This window comes from Bradyrhizobium sp. HKCCYLS3070 (genome assembly GCF_051167575.1).
In the GTDB taxonomy this organism is placed as follows: Bacteria; Pseudomonadota; Alphaproteobacteria; order Rhizobiales; family Xanthobacteraceae; genus Bradyrhizobium.
On sequence record NZ_JBNPTI010000012.1, the window covers coordinates 92,633 to 109,235 of the forward strand.

17 protein-coding genes are annotated in these 16,603 nt (G+C 66.5%); 4 read left to right on the top strand and 13 right to left on the bottom strand.

Features of this window, described 5'->3' with window-relative positions:
- Positions 1–8: 8 nt before the first annotated feature.
- The gene (locus ACQR03_RS27665) at positions 9–1,652 is read left to right on the top strand and encodes a S8 family serine peptidase (RefSeq protein ID WP_409998673.1); all 1,644 of its coding nucleotides are present in this window, start codon (positions 9–11) and stop codon (positions 1,650–1,652) included.
- A gap of 469 nt (positions 1,653–2,121) precedes the next feature.
- Complete coding sequence (locus ACQR03_RS27670; RefSeq protein ID WP_434842016.1) at positions 2,122–2,748, top strand: TIGR03809 family protein; 627 nt, start codon at positions 2,122–2,124, stop codon at positions 2,746–2,748.
- A gap of 4 nt (positions 2,749–2,752) precedes the next feature.
- Here the strand turns inward: ACQR03_RS27670 and ACQR03_RS27675 are convergent, their stop codons facing one another.
- The gene (locus tag ACQR03_RS27675; protein WP_434842017.1) at positions 2,753–4,126 is read right to left on the bottom strand and encodes a TIGR03808 family TAT-translocated repetitive protein; all 1,374 of its coding nucleotides are present in this window, start codon (positions 4,124–4,126) and stop codon (positions 2,753–2,755) included.
- Positions 4,127–4,354: 228 nt separating this feature from the next.
- Between ACQR03_RS27675 and ACQR03_RS27680 the strand changes: the two genes are divergently transcribed.
- Positions 4,355–4,642 carry a GlsB/YeaQ/YmgE family stress response membrane protein gene (locus ACQR03_RS27680; protein ID WP_315716090.1) on the top strand — a complete coding sequence of 96 codons (288 nt, stop codon included), beginning with the start codon at positions 4,355–4,357 and terminating at the stop codon, positions 4,640–4,642.
- 40 nt (positions 4,643–4,682) lie between these two features.
- Here ACQR03_RS27680 and ACQR03_RS27685 read toward each other — a convergent pair whose 3' ends face one another.
- The 12 genes from ACQR03_RS27685 to ACQR03_RS27740 all read right to left on the bottom strand — a co-directional run bounded on the left by ACQR03_RS27685 (position 4,683) and on the right by ACQR03_RS27740 (position 14,582).
- Positions 4,683–5,339: a pyroglutamyl-peptidase I gene (locus ACQR03_RS27685; protein WP_315828246.1), complete on the bottom strand. Its 657-nt coding sequence runs from the start codon at positions 5,337–5,339 to the stop codon at positions 4,683–4,685.
- Entirely contained in the window at positions 5,336–6,325 is a 990-nt protein-coding gene (gene meaB / locus ACQR03_RS27690) for a methylmalonyl Co-A mutase-associated GTPase MeaB (RefSeq protein WP_316193833.1), read from the bottom strand. Before meaB ends, ACQR03_RS27685 begins: the two co-directional genes overlap by 4 nt.
- 35 nt (positions 6,326–6,360) lie before the next feature.
- A complete protein-coding gene (locus ACQR03_RS27695) occupies positions 6,361–7,134 on the bottom strand; it encodes an RsiV family protein (RefSeq protein ID WP_315828247.1) in 774 nt (257 codons plus the stop codon).
- Between the two features lie 201 nt (positions 7,135–7,335).
- Positions 7,336–9,492 (bottom strand): methylmalonyl-CoA mutase, encoded by a 2,157-nt coding sequence (gene scpA / locus ACQR03_RS27700; RefSeq protein WP_315753089.1) that lies wholly within the window; start codon positions 9,490–9,492, stop codon positions 7,336–7,338.
- Positions 9,489–9,641, bottom strand: coding sequence for a hypothetical protein (locus ACQR03_RS27705; protein ID WP_315753088.1), 153 nt, complete (start codon positions 9,639–9,641; stop codon positions 9,489–9,491). Before ACQR03_RS27705 ends, scpA begins: the two co-directional genes overlap by 4 nt.
- A gap of 33 nt (positions 9,642–9,674) precedes the next feature.
- Entirely contained in the window at positions 9,675–10,139 is a 465-nt protein-coding gene (locus tag ACQR03_RS27710; protein WP_315753087.1) for a GFA family protein, read from the bottom strand.
- Positions 10,140–10,141: 2 nt separating this feature from the next.
- Positions 10,142–12,004, bottom strand: coding sequence for a methylmalonyl-CoA mutase family protein (locus tag ACQR03_RS27715; protein WP_434842018.1), 1,863 nt, complete (start codon positions 12,002–12,004; stop codon positions 10,142–10,144).
- A 100-nt stretch (positions 12,005–12,104) separates the two neighbouring features.
- A complete protein-coding gene (folK, locus tag ACQR03_RS27720) occupies positions 12,105–12,596 on the bottom strand; it encodes a 2-amino-4-hydroxy-6-hydroxymethyldihydropteridine diphosphokinase (protein ID WP_316171190.1) in 492 nt (163 codons plus the stop codon).
- 5 nt (positions 12,597–12,601) lie between these two features.
- On the bottom strand, positions 12,602–12,970 hold the full coding sequence (gene folB / locus ACQR03_RS27725; RefSeq protein WP_315716098.1) for a dihydroneopterin aldolase: 369 nt from the start codon (positions 12,968–12,970) through the stop codon (positions 12,602–12,604).
- Positions 12,967–13,824: a dihydropteroate synthase gene (gene folP, locus ACQR03_RS27730; protein WP_315716099.1), complete on the bottom strand. Its 858-nt coding sequence runs from the start codon at positions 13,822–13,824 to the stop codon at positions 12,967–12,969. The genes folB and folP overlap by 4 nt, the downstream gene beginning before the upstream one ends.
- Positions 13,825–13,899: 75 nt before the next feature.
- Entirely contained in the window at positions 13,900–14,307 is a 408-nt protein-coding gene (locus ACQR03_RS27735) for a DUF4332 domain-containing protein (RefSeq protein WP_315716100.1), read from the bottom strand.
- Between the two features lie 68 nt (positions 14,308–14,375).
- Positions 14,376–14,582 carry a hypothetical protein gene (locus ACQR03_RS27740; RefSeq protein WP_316167043.1) on the bottom strand — a complete coding sequence of 69 codons (207 nt, stop codon included), beginning with the start codon at positions 14,580–14,582 and terminating at the stop codon, positions 14,376–14,378.
- Positions 14,583–14,917: 335 nt separating this feature from the next.
- Between ACQR03_RS27740 and ACQR03_RS27745 the strand changes: the two genes are divergently transcribed.
- On the top strand, positions 14,918–16,528 hold the full coding sequence (locus ACQR03_RS27745) for a helicase HerA-like domain-containing protein (protein ID WP_315828251.1): 1,611 nt from the start codon (positions 14,918–14,920) through the stop codon (positions 16,526–16,528).
- Positions 16,529–16,603 lie beyond the last annotated feature (75 nt).

Genomic DNA, 16,603 nt, shown 5'->3' on the forward strand with positions numbered 1-16,603 from the left:
GAGGCTCCATGTCGTCTACTTCGCCGCTACAGTTCGCCAGATCGGTCGCGATGCTGATTGTCGTCGCAATGCCTGCTTTCGCAGGTGGCGACCTCAGTGCCCATGCCCAGGCGATGATGCGTTCGCCCAACATCAACATCCCGAGCCGGGTGCCGAGCATCAACCCGGGCACCGCGATGCGTGCGCCGCCGCCGACGGCGATGACCGTGCGCCCGACCTTGCCCAATGCGCGATTTGCACCGAACCTGCAGACCTCCTGCGACCCGGCGGATCGCAGCGCCTCGGGTGAATGTCTCGACCGTCGGCCGGTGACGGTGGACGGGCAGGGCCGGCGGTCCCAAGGAAGATTGGACAAGGGCAGGTCCGCCAAGGTGACGCAGCGGGGCGAGCCGAAAGCTGCGGCCGCGGTCGACCCGCGGACCATCGCCAACGAGATCGTCGCCGAAATCGATGACGGTCTCTCGACGGACCAGGCCGACGCGCTGGCGCGCCGCCATGGCCTGCAGCGCATCAGCTCGCAGCGCTTTCCGCTGATCGGCGCCACAATCGGTCTGTTCCGGATCACCGATCGCCGCTCGGTGCAGGCGGTCAGCCGTGCGCTCGCGGCGGATGCCAGGGTGCGTTCGGTGCAGCCGAACTACCGCTACACGCTGCAGCAGCAGAGCGCGCCGCCCGTCGAGGGCGATCCGGCGCAATACGCGCTGGCGAAGCTGCGGCTGCCCGAAGCGCACAGGCTGGCCCAGGGCTTCAATGTCACCATCGCGGTGATCGATTCCGGGATCGATCTCAAGCACCCGGAATTCGCCGACGCGTCGTTCGACGCGTTCGACGCACTCGGCGGCGACGAGGGGCCGCATGTGCACGGCACGGGCATCGCCGGCGTGATCGTGTCGCACAAGCGGTTGATGGGCAGCGCGCCCTATGCACGCATCATCGCCATCCGCGCCTTCGGCATGGCCAAGAAAGGCGGCGGGCCGGAGAGCAGCTCCTATGTGATCCTGAAGGCGCTGGACTACGCGGCCCTGCACGGCGCGCAGATCGTCAACATGAGCTTCGCCGGCCCGAAGGATTCGGTGATCGAGCGCGCGATCGCGGCCGTCGCTTCCAAGGGCGTCGTGATGGTCGCCGCGGCCGGCAATGCCGGGGCCAAGTCGCCGCCGCTGTATCCTGCGGGCAATCCGAACGTCATCGCCGTCAGTGCGACCGATGACAGGGACCAGTTGCTGCCGGCGTCGAACCGCGGCAATTACATCGCGCTGGCCGCGCCCGGCGCCGAGATCTTCCTGCCGGCGCCGGACGGAAAATATCAGATCATCTCGGGCACCTCGTTTTCCGCGGCCTATGTCAGCGGGCTTGCGGCGCTGGTGCTGGAGCGCAATCCGGCGCTGAAGCCGGAAACGGTGCGGACCGTGCTGACCGGGACCGCGCGCGATCTCGGGACCCCCGGACGCGACGATCTGTTCGGGGCAGGGCAGGCGGATGCGTTGGCGGCGGTCCAGGCCGTGGCCTCGCCGCAGGATGCGCCCGCTGCTGCTGTGCCTTCCGCGGGGCTGCAAACGGAGCCCGCGGCGGCCCGCGAGTTGCGCCCGGCGCCGGCCGCGGTGACCGCGGCATCTCCAGCCGGCGACGCGCTTCGGCCCGCGCAGCAATGACGCCAACGTTTTCGTGAACGTTCCGAAAATCTCCCGCTCGCCTTGAACGTGCAGCGGGGCGATCACGACAGAAAGCATGTGGGAGCGGTGATCCCCTCCCCAAGGCTATATACGGCGCGAGCGCCCATCCACCCCAAGCGCCCATATGGCTCGACCCGTCCGGTTGTCCCCCCGGACGGGTCTTTCATTTTAGGCGAGGTCGAAGCCCGGCGACGTCGATATCCGGCAGTGTCTCGCGCACCCCGAGTCGAACATCCTTGGGTTGTCTAGGGATGCCGTTGGTCGCGTTAGCGCTCCGCGCCTGGCCAAAGCCCGAAAAAACACGGACAGAATTTCCGCACGACTACGGTTTGGCCGCCAAACAACATGGCATTAGCTAGACTTTGTTAACCTTTTCCACAAAATATTCACGTCACGTTGCGTTGATTCGTGCCGAGTGCGTCCGTCCCCTTATCTCACGGGCTCCCCCATGACACATCGACCGGACGTGGCTTGCAGCCGCGAACTGGCTGCACGCTGGTGCGCGCTTGCCGAAAGGCGCCTGGACCATCTCACCGAGCTGTTCCAGAGCGGCCGCTGGCGCCGCTACTACACCGAGCAGTCTCTCCTGGACGATATCCGCCAGGCCAAGGCCGCGGTGCAGACCTGGCAGGCGCTATCCCGCGCCGAGCCCGAGCAGGTGAGCATCGTGCCCAGCCAGAGGCCGGCTGCCGTTGTGGCTGCGCTACCGGCGCCCGCGCGCCCCGCCGAGCCTGAGCCGATCAAACTCCGTCTCCATGAGAATCATCCCATCGAGCGGCGCCCCATTGCGCTGCCGCCTTCGCTCGAAACCATCCTTGCGGAGTCCAAGATCATCGTCGAGCCCGAGATCGAGCTGGCCGCGGATGATCTGGAACCGGACGACGTCATCGAACCCGACTATGTGGCCGAAGACGACATCGCGCCGGAGCCGACCGTCGCGCCGTCCCGCATCGACATGTTCGCCCTGGAGCAGGCCTTGAGCATCGGCATTCAATCCGACGCCGAGTATGACGAGCCGGTGGTCGATCTCGATGCCATCGAGCGCCGCTATCCAGCGCTGGCGGTCGCTTATTAGTCTGTTACCGGCTGACGGCGTTGCCGTTGACAGTCAGATGGGCAAATCGCTGCGCACCGTCCTGCGTCAGGTCCGATGTCACCGGCTTGATGTGATCGAGTCCGATCACCGCGCCGCGCGGGGTGCCGGAGATCATGTTGTTGCTGACGAGCGCCGTGCTCGCGCCCGGAACGACGGACACGCCGACGCCCGCGAGCGCATTGCGAATGACGTTGCCGGAGATCACCACATCCCTGAGATATCGACCCCAGCCGGCGACGATGCCGTAGGACGGGGCATTCTCGACCACGTTCCCGGTCACCGCGGAGTCCGCCTCGACATAGATGCCGATGCCGGCATCGTCCTCGGGTGCTGTGCCGATCGGCCGCTTCGGGATCAGATTGCGGATGATGTTGCCCTGGACCACCGCGATGCGGCCGCCTTCGTTGAAGTTGCAGACGGAGACGCCGAAGGCGGCACCATCCACCGTATTGCCTGAGATGACGGCGCCCTCGAATGCGAACTCAGAGTAGAGCGCGACCTCGCGCACGTCGCTGACGCTGTTGCCGACGATCTGGATGTTCGAGGCCGAGTTGCCGCGCACCGCCGAGTAGTCGCAGTTCCTGATGCGGTTGCCGCGCACGATCACGTTGCCGGCGCGAAAGGCGTTGATGGCGTTGCCGTACTGGCCCGAGCCGCCGGGGCCGGCCTTGATGTCCGTGATGCTGTTGTCGAGCACCATCGTGCCGTCGTCGCCGATCGCGGTGCGCAGGATCTCGATGCCGTTGTCGCGCGTCCCCTTGATGGTATTGCGCGACACGATCAGCCCGAGGGCATCGAACGACACGATCGCGGTGACCGCGATGTCGGTGAGGACGTTGCCGCTGAGGTCGCCGGAAACCTGCTCGAGCCAGATGCCGCTGCCGCCGGAGCGGGTGATCTCGCAATCATGGATCCTGACATCGTTGCCGGCTGCAACGTGAAGCAGGCCGCGCCGCTGGGGCAGGGCAATGCCGCCGCCGTCGAGCGCGACGCCGCTGATGCCGAGGCCGTCAGCGCCTTCTGCTGACAGCATCGACGGGCCGCCACCGGTGAACACGAGCTTGGTGGCACCCCGGACGCCGACCATCTGGCTGCCCCTGGCAAGCCGCAGCATCGAGGTCCTGTAGGTGCCCGGCGGCAGCGCCAGCGGCACCTGGGCGCGGGTGGCCTCGTCGATCGCACGCTGCAGCGCGCGGGTCTGGTCGTCGGGACTGTTGGGCTTGACGCCATATTGCGTGGCGTCGCGGCCGAGTGTGGAGATCAGGGGGGCGGCCTGCGCGGCATCCGCCGGCAGGGCCAATGCCCCGGCGGCGCCGGCAGCCGATCCAGCCAGAATGCGGCGGCGATTGACATCCATGGTCAGCGTCTCGCGCAAAAGATGATGTGCGGCCACGACTTAAGCTGAAAGTCTCAATGCTGATGCCGAGGATGAGCGCCTGCGCCCGGGATTGTTGGCGGTAGGGTTAAATCTTCACGTCAGATCGCCCGCCGGCGTGGGTTGCCCGTCGAACCGGTGAGCCTCTCCCGAGGGAACCAATGGGACTCGCGGACATTGTTCCCGCAATGGATCGGCGAGGAGAGGGTCATGCATCTGTCAAATGAGAGTCTACTGGTTATTCTGTTCGTGGGCATTGTCGCGGGCTGGCTCGCAGGCCGCGTCATGGAAGGCGGCGGCTTCGGCCTGATCGGCGACCTGATCGTCGGCCTCCTCGGTGCCTTCATCGGCAACTGGCTGTTGCCGCAGCTCGGCATTCATCTGGGTGTCGGACTGGTCGCCGCGATCATCAACGCCTTCATCGGCGCCGTGGTCCTGTTGCTCCTGCTGCGCTTGATCGGTGGGGGATTTGGCGGTCGGCGCCGCTGGAGCATCTGATATCCCGCGCTGACCGTCAGCGGTCATACCACCATCGGCGTCAGCTCGTGCGACAGGACGCCTGTCGCACGAGCTTGACCAGCTCCGTCAGCATCGCTTCGCCGGCATCGACGAGCCCCTCCAGCGTGATGCGCGAACTGCCGTGCGGCAACGCCGTGCCGGCACGCGGCAAGGGAGGAATGTGGATGAAGGCGGCGAGCCGCGGCCCTTCGGCGGCCTTGGTCGCCTCGATCGCGCGCCAGCTCAGATAGTTGCAGAGATAGCTGCCGGCATCGCGCGAGGCCCGGGCATCGATGCCGGTGGCGCGCGCCGCGCGCAGCAGCCGCGCCATGTGCGGGCCGAACGGCATCGGATGTGCACCGGGGACGATCACGCCCTTGCGCGCGACGTGGCGGTCGGCATCCGGGAAGGTCGTGGTGATCGTGTTGCGGGCGCGCGTCTCGATCCGCAGATAGGACGTTCGCCCGGCGAGGCCGAACATCATGAGCGCATGCGGGCGCCGCTCGGCGATCAGCGCGGGCAGCTCGCGATCCACGGTCGCATAGGTCACGTGAAAAATGTGGCTGCTGATGGCGACGTCATCCAGCGCTGGCCGCCGCAGCTCTGACAACCGCTTCACCAGCGGCATGGTCGGATTGGACGGCGCGCCGGGAAACGGGCCGAATCCGGTGATCAGGACGCGCGGCCGCTCGCTCATGTCAGCATCTCCGCGAGCTGCTCGGCGGCGAGCGCCGGCGCGACGCGGCCCTCGGCGACGTCGCTCTCCAGCTTCTTCACCTTCGCGCGGATGGATGGATCGGTGCGCAGCCGCGCCATCAGGCGCTGCTCCAGCATGGTCCACATCCATTTCACCTGCTGGTCGCGCCGCCGCGCGGCGAACTCCCCAGAGGCGATCATCGCCTTGCGATGATCCAGGACCTTCTGCCACAGCTCGGCGATGCCCGTGCCTGATATCGCCGAATAGGTCACGACCGGCGGATGCCAGTGCTCGGAGCGGGGGCTGAGCAGATGCAGCGCGCCGCGATAGTCGGCGGCGGTGATGTTGGCGCGCTTGACGTTGTCGCCATCGGCCTTGTTGATCGCGATCATGTCGGCGAGCTCGACCAGGCCCTTCTTGATGCCCTGCAGCTCGTCGCCGCCGCCGGGCAGCATCAGCGCGAGGAAGAAATCGGTCATGTCGCAGACCGCGGTTTCGGACTGGCCGATGCCGACCGTCTCGACCAGGATCACGTCGAAGCCTGCGGCCTCGCACAGCAGCATCGCCTCGCGCGTCTTGGCGGCGACGCCGCCGAGCGTGCCCGACGAGGGCGAGGGGCGGATGAAGGCGTGCTCGTGATGGGACAATCGCGCCATCCGCGTCTTGTCGCCGAGGATCGAACCGCCCGTGCGCGCCGACGAGGGGTCGACCGCGAGCACCGCGACCTTGTGGCCCTGTCCGATCAGGAACATGCCGAGAGCATCGATCGTGGTGGACTTGCCGACGCCGGGCGAGCCGGTGATGCCGACGCGGATCGCGTGCCCCGTCCGTGGCAGCAGCGCCTGCACCAGTTCGCGCGCGGCGGCCTGATGGTCGGCGCGGCGGCTCTCGACCAGCGTGATCGCGCGCGCCAGCGCCGCGCGGCTGCCGGCGCTGATATCGTCGGCCAAGGCCGTGGTATTTGGCGAAGGAGAACGAGAGGACATGCGCCCGTTATAGCGGATGCGAGCGGCCCGGCCAGCTAGTTCTCCTCCGCATCCCCCTTCGGCCTCGCGCCGCCGAAGATCGCCTGCCCCTCCGCGCTGAGATAGGGCTTCAGCGTTTCCCAGGGCACGAAGGCGACATAGTCGCCTTCCGCGTAGGCGCCAACGGCGTAGGGCGGATAGTGGAAGGTGAGGCCCGAGCTCTTGCCGGCCAGCGTCGAGGGCGCGAGCGTGACGGCGCCAATGCCGAGCAGCTTCGGCTCGACGCTCTTCAACCACCACTCGTCAGTGTCGCCGGCGTCGCGCGCCTTCTTCTCTGCTCGCAGCGAGGCGATGATCGCCTTGCTGATCGCGGTCATGGTCGGACCGTTGTCGGCGGTCTCGTTGAAGAACGGGCGGATCGAGATGCGCTTGGCGGCGGCCTTGTCCCAGAGGATGGTGTCGACCGTCCGGTTGGGATGGGCGCCATGCGTGTCCATGTAGTCGTTGCGCAGCACGCTGACATAGCGATCGGCGACCATCGAACGCACCGAATAGTCGCGGCCATAGGTGTAAGGGCCGTCGCGGAACAGTTCCTTGTCCGCCTTGTAGTCCTTGGCGGCGTCCGCGGCCTGCTTGTCCATCCACTTGCGGCCTTCGGCGAGGCAATTCGCGGCGAGCGCCGGATCGGCCTTGATGTCGGCACTCAGCGTGACGCTGGCCTCGGCGGCCTTGGTCTTGATCGACGCATCGGGCTTGGCTTCGGCGGCGATCGCCGGCGAGAGGGTGAGCAGGCCGAACAGGGCGGCGACAAGCAGTTTGGTAGAATACATGAGGCTTGTGATCCGGGTTTGGTTGTCTGTGCGCGCACGTACCGCAAAGGTTCGATCGTGCCCAGATCGAACGCGCGGCGATGGATTACAGCGCGTCAATAGCTCGACGCTCTCGGGAATGGACGCAAGACAATGTCGAGATTCCGGGTTCAAGGCCTTTGGCCTTGCCCCGGAATGACGGTGGGGTGTGACGCAGTCGGACTACTCCGCCGCCTCGCTGTGCCCCAGCCGCGCATTGAGCTTTTGGATCAGCTCCTCGGCGGCGTCGGCGATGACGGTGCCCGGCGGGAAGATCGCCTCGGCGCCGGCCTTGTACAGCGCATCATAATCCTGCGGCGGCACGACGCCGCCGACGATGATCATGATGTCCTCGCGGCCCTGCTTCTTGAGCGCGGCCTTCAGCTCCGGCACCGCGGTGAGATGCGCGGCCGCCAGCGATGAGACGCCGAGAATGTGCACGTCGTTCTCCACCGCCTGCCGCGCCGCCTCGTCGGCGGTGGCGAACAAAGGTCCGATGTCGACGTCGAAACCGATGTCGGCGAAGGCCGACGCGATCACCTTCTGGCCGCGGTCGTGGCCGTCCTGGCCGATCTTGGCGACCAGGATGCGTGGCCGGCGGCCCTCAGCCTCCTCGAACGCCTCGATCAGCGCCTGCAGCTTCTCGGCTTTGCCGGACATGGCGGCGATCTCCCGCTTGTAGACGCCGGTGATGGACTTGATCTCGGCGCGATGGCGGCCGAACACCTTCTCCAGCGCGTCGGAAATCTCGCCGACGGTGGCCTTGGCGCGCGCCGCGTCGATCGCGAGCGCCAGCAGGTTGCCGTTGCCGTCGCCGGCCGAGCGCGTGAGCGCCGCCAGCGCCGCATCGACCTCGGCCTGCCTTCGCTCGGATTTGAGCCGCGACAGCTTGTCGATCTGCAGCCGGCGCACGGTGGAATTGTCGACCTTGAGCACGTCGAGCGGCGGCTCGTCGGTCGGCTTGTACTTGTTGACGCCGATCACCGACTGCCGGCCGGTGTCGATGCGGGCCTGGGTCTTGGCCGAGGCCTCCTCGATGCGCAGCTTCGGCACGCCGGCCTCGATCGCCTTGGCCATGCCGCCGAGCTCCTCGATCTCCTGGATGTGGCCCCAGGCCTTGGCGGCGAGGTCACGGGTGAGGCGCTCGACATAATACGAGCCGCCCCAGGGATCGATGATCCGGGTGGTGCCGCTCTCCTGCTGCAGGAACAGTTGGGTGTTGCGGGCAATGCGGGCGGAGAAGTCGGTCGGCAGCGCCAGCGCCTCGTCGAGCGCGTTGGTGTGCAGCGACTGCGTATGGCCTTGCGTCGCCGCCATCGCCTCGACCGCGGTGCGCACGACGTTGTTGTAGACGTCCTGCGCGGTCAGCGACCAGCCCGAGGTCTGGCTGTGTGTGCGCAAGGACAGCGAGCGCGGGTCTTTCGGATTGAAGGGCTTCAAGAGCTTCGCCCACAGCAGGCGCGCCGCGCGGAGCTTGGCGACCTCCATGAAGAAGTTCATGCCGATCGCCCAGAAGAACGACAGCCGCGGCGCGAAGCGGTCGACGTCGAGTCCGGCGGCGATGCCGGCGCGCAGATATTCGACGCCGTCGGCGAGCGTATAGGCGAGCTCGAGATCCTGCGTCGCGCCGGCTTCCTGCATGTGATAGCCGGAGATGGAAATGGAATTGAACTTCGGCATCTTCTGCGAGGTGAAGGCGAAAATGTCGGAGATGATCCGCATCGAGGGCGAGGGCGGATAGATGTAGGTGTTGCGCACCATGAACTCTTTCAGAATGTCGTTCTGAATGGTGCCCGACAGCTTCTCCGGCGGCACGCCCTGCTCTTCGGCGGCGACGACGAACAGCGCCAGGATCGGCAGCACGGCGCCGTTCATGGTCATCGACACGCTCATCTGGTCGAGCGGAATGCCGGCGAACAGGGTGCGCATGTCGTAGATCGAGTCGATTGCGACGCCGGCCATGCCGACGTCGCCGCCGACGCGCGGATGATCGGAATCATAGCCGCGATGGGTGGCGAGATCGAAGGCGACCGAGAGGCCCTTCTGGCCGGCGGCGAGGTTGCGCCGGTAGAAGGCGTTGGAATCCTCGGCCGTGGAGAAGCCGGCATATTGCCGGACGGTCCATGGCTGGTTGACATACATGGTCGGGTAGGGGCCGCGCAGATAGGGCGCGATGCCGGGCCAGGTGTCGAGGAAGTCGATGCCGGCGAGATCGGCCTCGCCGTAGGCTGATTTCACCGGGATGCCTTCCGGCGTCAGCCACGGCTCGGCAGCGCCTGCGGGCGCGGGGGCTGCGATCGGCGCGAACGCGATGTCGGCGAAATTCGGAATCCGGGTCATTCCCTGGCGTCCTCAAACCTGCGGTTTCTCTCGATCAGCTCTTGGATGTTCTTCTTGTAGACCGGATCATTGCGTGGATCCGTTGTCATGCTGCGCGTCCAGAGGCCGTGGACCGCAGTTTCGATGAGCGCGGCCAGCCAGTTGATCATGAGGTGGTCCTCGGACGCTCGCATGTCGCGCGCTCAGTCATGATCCGGATGCTGATGACTGACGATGGACGCCATCTTCTCCGGTCCATAGTTCTGTTGTGTCGTCTGGCTCGGCAGATTGGCGATCGCGACCACCCAGCCAAGTCGCGACTCCGAGCCATATTGTCGCGTCGGCACCACCCGGTCCGGCCGGTCGAAGCTGCCGGTCATGATCTCGATCCGCGGCCCATCAATACGCCCGAAGCCGAGCGGCGTGCCGCAGGCGGGACAGAAGAAGCGCTCGGCGATCGTGGATGAACGGAACGCGGCGGGCTGACCGCGCGTCCAGGCGAAGTGCTCGCGGTCGATCTCAGCGAACGAGGCGAACGGCGCGCCGGAGGCTTTCTGGCACATCCGGCAATGACAGATGCTGACCTTGTTCGGCGTGGTCTTGAACGCGAAGCGGACGGCACCGCATTGGCAGCCGCCGGTCAGGAGAGGCTTGGTGTCGTCGGTCATGCTCACTCCAGATGCGTATAGGCGTCCTCGAGCGTCTTCAGCGCGTCGCCGCCGGCGAACACGAAGCTGCCGATGCCTGCTTCACGCAACGCAGCTTCCCGCTCGCCGCCCCGGCCTGCCAGATAGATATGTCGTGCGCCCGCGGCCTGAAGGGCCTTGGCCGCCGGAACCGCGGCCTCGGCATAGACCTTGTCCGACGAGCAGAGGCAGGCGATCGCGGCGCCGGAGGCGCGGTATGCATCTGCGAGCGCGGCCGGATCCGCGCCGCCCTGGCCGTCGATCGCGGCGATGCCGCCGGCCTCGAAGAAGCTGCGGACGAAGGTCGCGCGGGCGGTGAAGTCGGCGGCGGTGCCGAGATTGGCGAGGAAGACCGAGGGGCGCTGTCCCTGGCTCTTCAGCAGGCTGTCGGAGCGGTCACGCAGCCGCTCAAATCCTTCAGCGAGGCGGATCGGCGTGAGCGGTGCGAAGCTGAGCGCAGCCTTGGCCGCCAGCGGCGCGGCCAGAGGGGCGACCGCTTCCACGGCGACTTCGGCCTCGTTGAGATTCGGAAACTCACTGGCGCCGGTCAGCACGTCGCGCCGCTTGGCGATGTTCGCATCGCGCGCCTGCTTCACGGCGGCGACCTTGGTCTGGATGAGGCCCGCCTGCAACGCCGCAACGACGCCGCCGGCCTTCTCGATCTCCTGGAACAGTGCCCAGGCGGCGCTGCACAACTCGCTGGTCAGCGCCTCGATGCCGCCGGCACCGGCGGCGGGATCGGCGACGCGGGCGAGATTGCTTTCCTCCAGCAGCACCAATTGCGTGTTGCGGGCGACACGGCGCGCGAACGCGTCGGGCAGGCCGAGTGCGGCCGTGTGCGGCAGCACCGTCACGGCATTGGCGCCGCCCAATCCGGCCGCGAACGTCGCGATGGTGGCGCGCAGCATGTTCACGTAAGGATCGCGCCGGGTGAGCATGCGCCAAGCCGTCTCGCCCGAGATGAAAAGCGGCTTTGGCGCCAGGCCGCAGGCCTCCTCGATGCGCGCCCACAGCCGCCGCAGGCTGCGGAATTTCGCCAGCGTGAGAAACTGATCGGTGTCGGCGGCGAGCCGGCCATAGATCATGCCGCGCGCGGTCTCGAGCGCGATGCCTTCGGCTTCGAGCGCCCGCAGATAGGCGACGGCGGAGGCGAGCACGAAAGCGAGCTCCTGCGCCTCCGATCCGCCGGCGTCGTGCACGACCCGGCCGTCCGCGGCGAAGAACGGGCCCTTGAAGCCGGCCTCGTGCAGTTGCTTGACCAGCGCGCCCGAGTTGCCGCCGAGCGTCGATGCGTCATGCGAGCTTGCGCCGCGAGCGGCCGCATGCCCGATCGGATCGAGGCCGAACCGGATGTCGCAGGCCGCGGCCTTGATGCCGCGCTGCTTGACGGTGTCGGCGAGAAGCGAGGCGGGCGAGAGCGAGTCGCCGAGGTGCAATTCGATTGCAATCGCAGCATCGAGATGCACGCCATCGAGCGCGCGCGCCACTGCGTCGGGGCTGGCGGCGAGGCCGAAGCCGTGCGCGGCATTCGACCCGGCAAACACCAGCGACAAGCCGGTCGCGCCATTCTCGAGGTCGATCAGCGCCTGCGCATTGGCCTTGGTCGGATCGGGATGATCGACGCGCTGCATGATCTGCCAAGGCGCCGATGGCGCGCGGCCGGCGACCGGCGCGGCATGCTTGGCGCGCGGATAGATCGGCTGGATCTCGATCCCGTCATAGGTCTTGCCGACCAGCTTCTCGAAGGCCGCGCCCTTCAGCACGCCATCGACCAGCTTGCGCCAGTCCGCCTCGCCGGCCGGCGCAAAATCGGCGGCCAGTCGCAGATTGTCGGTCTCGGTCGTCATGCGGATCGCGTCTCCCGGGCGTCTGTTATCGCGATTGTTGTGGCGCAAAATGCCACGTCAGGACGGCCAAGCCAAACGGTTGTTTGGCCGGAGATGTCAGCTATTCGGCTGACGGCAACGGCCGGATTCCGTCGCGCGAAACGGCGAGCATGGCCTCATCGACGCGGCGGCCGGCAATCTGTCGCGCCGGCACGATCTCGGCCAGGGGTACCAGCACGAAGCCGCGTTCGAACAGGCGAGGGTGCGGCAGCGTGAGATCGGGGGTGTCGATCGCGAAATCGTCATAGGCGATCAGATCGAGGTCGAGCGTCCGCGGACCCCACCGCGTCTCCTGCGCGCGATTGCGGCCGAACATGCGCTCGACCGCCTGCAGAACGCCGAGCAGCGGCCGTGGAGGCATCGCGGTCGCGATCTCGATGCAGGCATTGATGAAGGGCGGCTGCTGCTCCTCGCCCCATGGCGGCGTGATGTAGTCGGACGAGCGCGCGATAAGCGCCGCCGACGCGCGCGCACAGATCTCCGGAATGGCGCGCCGGAACGTCGCCCTGACGTCGCCGACATTGCCGCCGAGAGCAACCAGCGCGCTCGCCATCGCCGTCATGGATGCCGCGAGCGCGTCAGCACCACGCCGACATCCTCGAAGATGGCGGCGATCGGCGCATGCGGCTTGTGCACCGTGACCTTGACGGCGCGAATGCGGGCGAAGGTCGACAGGATCGCATCGGCCACCGCGCCGGCCGCGCGTTCGAGCAGGCGGTAGTTGGAGTCCTTGAACGCCGCCGTCGCCGTCTCCACCACGTCGGAATAGGACACGGTGTCGGCGAGGCGGTCGCTGCGCGAGGAGTCCGAAAGGTCGGTGTAGAGCTCGAGGTCGATCACGAAGCGCTGGCCGACCTCGCTCTCATGCTCCATCACGCCATGACGCGCGTGGATGAGAACGCCCTTGATGAAGATCGTATCGGTCATCGCAGTGCCTCGATTGCCGCGGCCACGCGTACGGCCTGAACCGTTTCGGCGACGTCATGCGCCCGGATGATTGCAGCACCGCGCCGAGCCGCAATCAGATGCGCCGCGATCGAGCCGCCGAGCCGCTCCTGCGGCTCCGACGCCACCACGGTGCTGATGAAACGTTTTCGCGACGCGCCGACCAGCAGCGGCAGCCCGAAGCATGCGAATGCATCGAGCCGGGCCAGCGCAATCATGCTCTGCTCCGCCGTCTTGCCGAAGCCGATGCCTGGATCGAGCACGATGTTCCCACGGGGAATGCCGGCCTTGGCCGCGATGTCGAGCGAGCGCGTGAAGAAGCCGATCATGTCGGCGACGATGTCGATCTCCGGATCGACGGCAGCACGGTTGTGCATCACCACGATCGGCGCGCCATGCGCGGCGACGACATCGGCCATCGCGGGATCGCGCTGCAGACCCCACACATCATTGGCGATCGCAGCACCATGGTCCAGCGCGTAGCCTGCAACTTGAGATTTCATGCTGTCGATCGACACGGGCACGCCGAGTGCGACGACCGCGGGCAGGATCGGCTGCAGGCGCGCCAGTTCCTCCTCGGCCGTGACCGGCACCGCGCCCTTGTAGGGCCGGGTGGACTCGGCACCGATGTCGATGATGTCGGCGCCGGCGGCGATCAAGCGCTCGGCCTGCGCAATGGCGCGTTCCGGTGCATCGAAACGGCCGCCGTCCGAGAACGAATCCGGTGTGACGTTGAGAATGCCCATCACCGCCGGGAATGGACGCGAAAGCCAGCTCCGCAGCAGCGGGTGGCTCGACGCGAGGTCCGGGGCGGAGTGCAGCGAAATGGCGCTCATGGGCGCCGCTTTGCGCGGTTGCCACCCTCAAGTCAAGGTGTCGCACTGCACAAGCGCGGTCAATCTAGAGGCTGGTCAATAGCTGATCTTCGGCTCCAGCCGGCGTGCCCTTTCGATGAGCTGGCCGACCGACTTCTCCGATGGCAGGATGCGAACCAGTTTCCGCCGGGTGTTCACCTCCTTGATGTTCTGCGCCAGCCGGGCGGGATTGCGGTGCGCCAGCTCGCGCACGGTGGTCACCCCGGCTGCGCGGACGAGGCAGACCTTGGCCTTGCCCATGCCGGGAATGCGCATGTAATCGGCGGCGTTTGCCCAATCGAGCAGTTGCTGCTCGCTGATGCCGGTCTTGGCGGCGAGCGCCTTACGCCCTTTCACGGTCCGGGCGGCTTCGAGAAATGTGTCGGTGGTCCGGATGCCCAAAGCTTTCAGCTTGGCGGCATAGAAGGTCGTCATGCCTTCGAGTTCGGTGATCGGATATGTCATGATACTCGGCGCGCGCGAAGGTGCTTCAGGTGATATGGCCCGGGCGGTCGGGCTTGGGGCAACCGGGCTCAGGCCGGGTGTGCCTGTCGCGATCGTGCCAACTGATCGGCTTCGATTTGGTCGCGGCCGAACGCAAAAAGTTCACCGGCTGACGGCTGCGGCGCCTGCCATTGCCGTCCATTGCCGCTGAGGAAGTCAGGCCCGATGCCGATGATTTCAGCCACGACTTTACTGATGCCGGCCGTTCTGGCCAGCGGCTCAATCAACTCGTTCATGTGAACCCCGTCTCATCCGGTCCCCCACGACCGGATGTCCTCTCGCTGAATTCATCTTGATCGGACGATCCGTGAATTACAAGCGAGGAGCCGGCTCGGTGCGCGAATCGATTCGCGATCGACGATGAACTGTTGCAGCGATGCAAGACCGGATGTTGAATCCACGGATCAAACGTGCGCATCGCGCAGCACCAATGCTAAGAAGAGTGCGTGCCGTGCGAAGAGGTGAGGCACCCTGACGCTGGTTCCAATTCGCGAAACTCAACTATGTTATCGCGCGCGATGCTCCGCACCACGTGTGATGCGAAACATTCTCTCTCGAAAGATGGATCATCATGGCACCATCCGGAAAACCCGTGGCTGATACCGACGACAAGATCTTCGTGGGTGCCGGAGAGCAGCCGGCCTGGTTGACGCTTGCGCTTGCCAATCGCCATGGACTGGTCACCGGCGCGACCGGCACCGGCAAGACAGTCTCGCTACAGGTGATGGCCGAGGGTTTTGCCCGTGCCGGTGTTCCGGTCTTCGCCTCCGACATCAAGGGTGATCTCTCGGGCATCTCGCAGACCGGCGAAGCGAAGGACTTCATCCTCAAGCGCGCCACCGAGCTCGGCCTCACCTATCAGCCCGATCAGTTCTCGACGGTATTTTGGGATGTGTTCGGGGAGCAGGGCCATCCGGTGCGCGCCACCGTTACCGAGATGGGACCGCTGCTGCTGGCGCGGATGCTCGACCTCAATGATGTCCAGGAAGGCGTGCTCAACGTCGCGTTCCGCGTGGCCGACGAGAACGGCCTCGCCCTGATCGACATGAAGGATCTGCGCGCGCTGCTCGACGCCATCATTCCGGAGGCCGGCAAGAAGGGTGCGGATGCGGAGGCCGATCCGCTGGCGCCGATCCGGAAGGCGGCGCAGTCGTTCGGCAACGTCACGCGCGCGACCGTTGGCACGATCCAGCGGCAGTTGCTCGTGCTCGAGAACCAGGGCGGCACGAAGTTCTTCGGCGAGCCGGCGCTGATGCTCACCGACTTCATGAAGACCGACCGCGACGGCCGCGGCATGATCAACATCCTCGTTGCCGACAGGCTGCTGGAGAGCCCGCGACTCTACGCGACGTTCCTGTTGTGGATGCTGTCCGAGCTGTTCGAGGAGCTGCCGGAGGTCGGCGATCTCGCCAAGCCCAAGCTGGTCTTCTTCTTCGACGAGGCGCATCTGTTGTTCAACGATGCGCCGAAGGCGCTGATGGACAAGATCGAGCAGGTGGTGCGGCTGATCCGGTCGAAGGGTGTCGGCGTCTATTTCGTCACGCAGAATCCGCTCGATGTTCCGGACCGGGTGCTCGGGCAATTGGGCAATCGCGTGCAGCATGCGCTGCGCGCCTTCACGCCGCGCGATCAGAAGGCGGTGGCAGCGGCCGCCGACACCTTCCGCCCCAATCCCAAGCTGGACACCGCCAAGGTGATCACCGAGCTCGGCAAGGGCGAGGCGCTGGTGTCGTTCCTGGAGGGCAACGGCACGCCGGCGATGGTGGAGCGCGTCCTGATCCGGCCGCCGTCGGCGCGCATCGGACCCGTCACGCCCGAGGAGCGCAAGGCGATCATCGCCGCGAGCCCGGTCAAGGGCAAATACGACACCGCGATCGACGCCGAGTCCGCCTACGAGCTGCTGCAGAAGCGGATCAGCGGAACCGCCGCGACGACGGAAGCCTCCTCCGGCAGCGTGCTCGGCAAGATCGGCGACATCGCCGCGACGATTTTCGGCACCAACGTCAAGCGCGGCCAGCTCTCGACCACGCAGGTGATCGCGCGCAACGTCGCCCGCTCGGTCTCCGACAAGGTGGTGGGCGGGATCGCGGCCGATCTCGGCAAGCAGGTCGGCGGCTCCTTGGGCAGTTCGATCGGCCGCTCCCTCGTGCGTGGCGCGCTAGGTGGACTGCTGCGGCGTTGATATGGTGTCGTGTTCCCGGTCGGCGTGATGGCCTTGTCATGTCATCTGCGCCGATTGGGGGGCAGGCGGCATTTG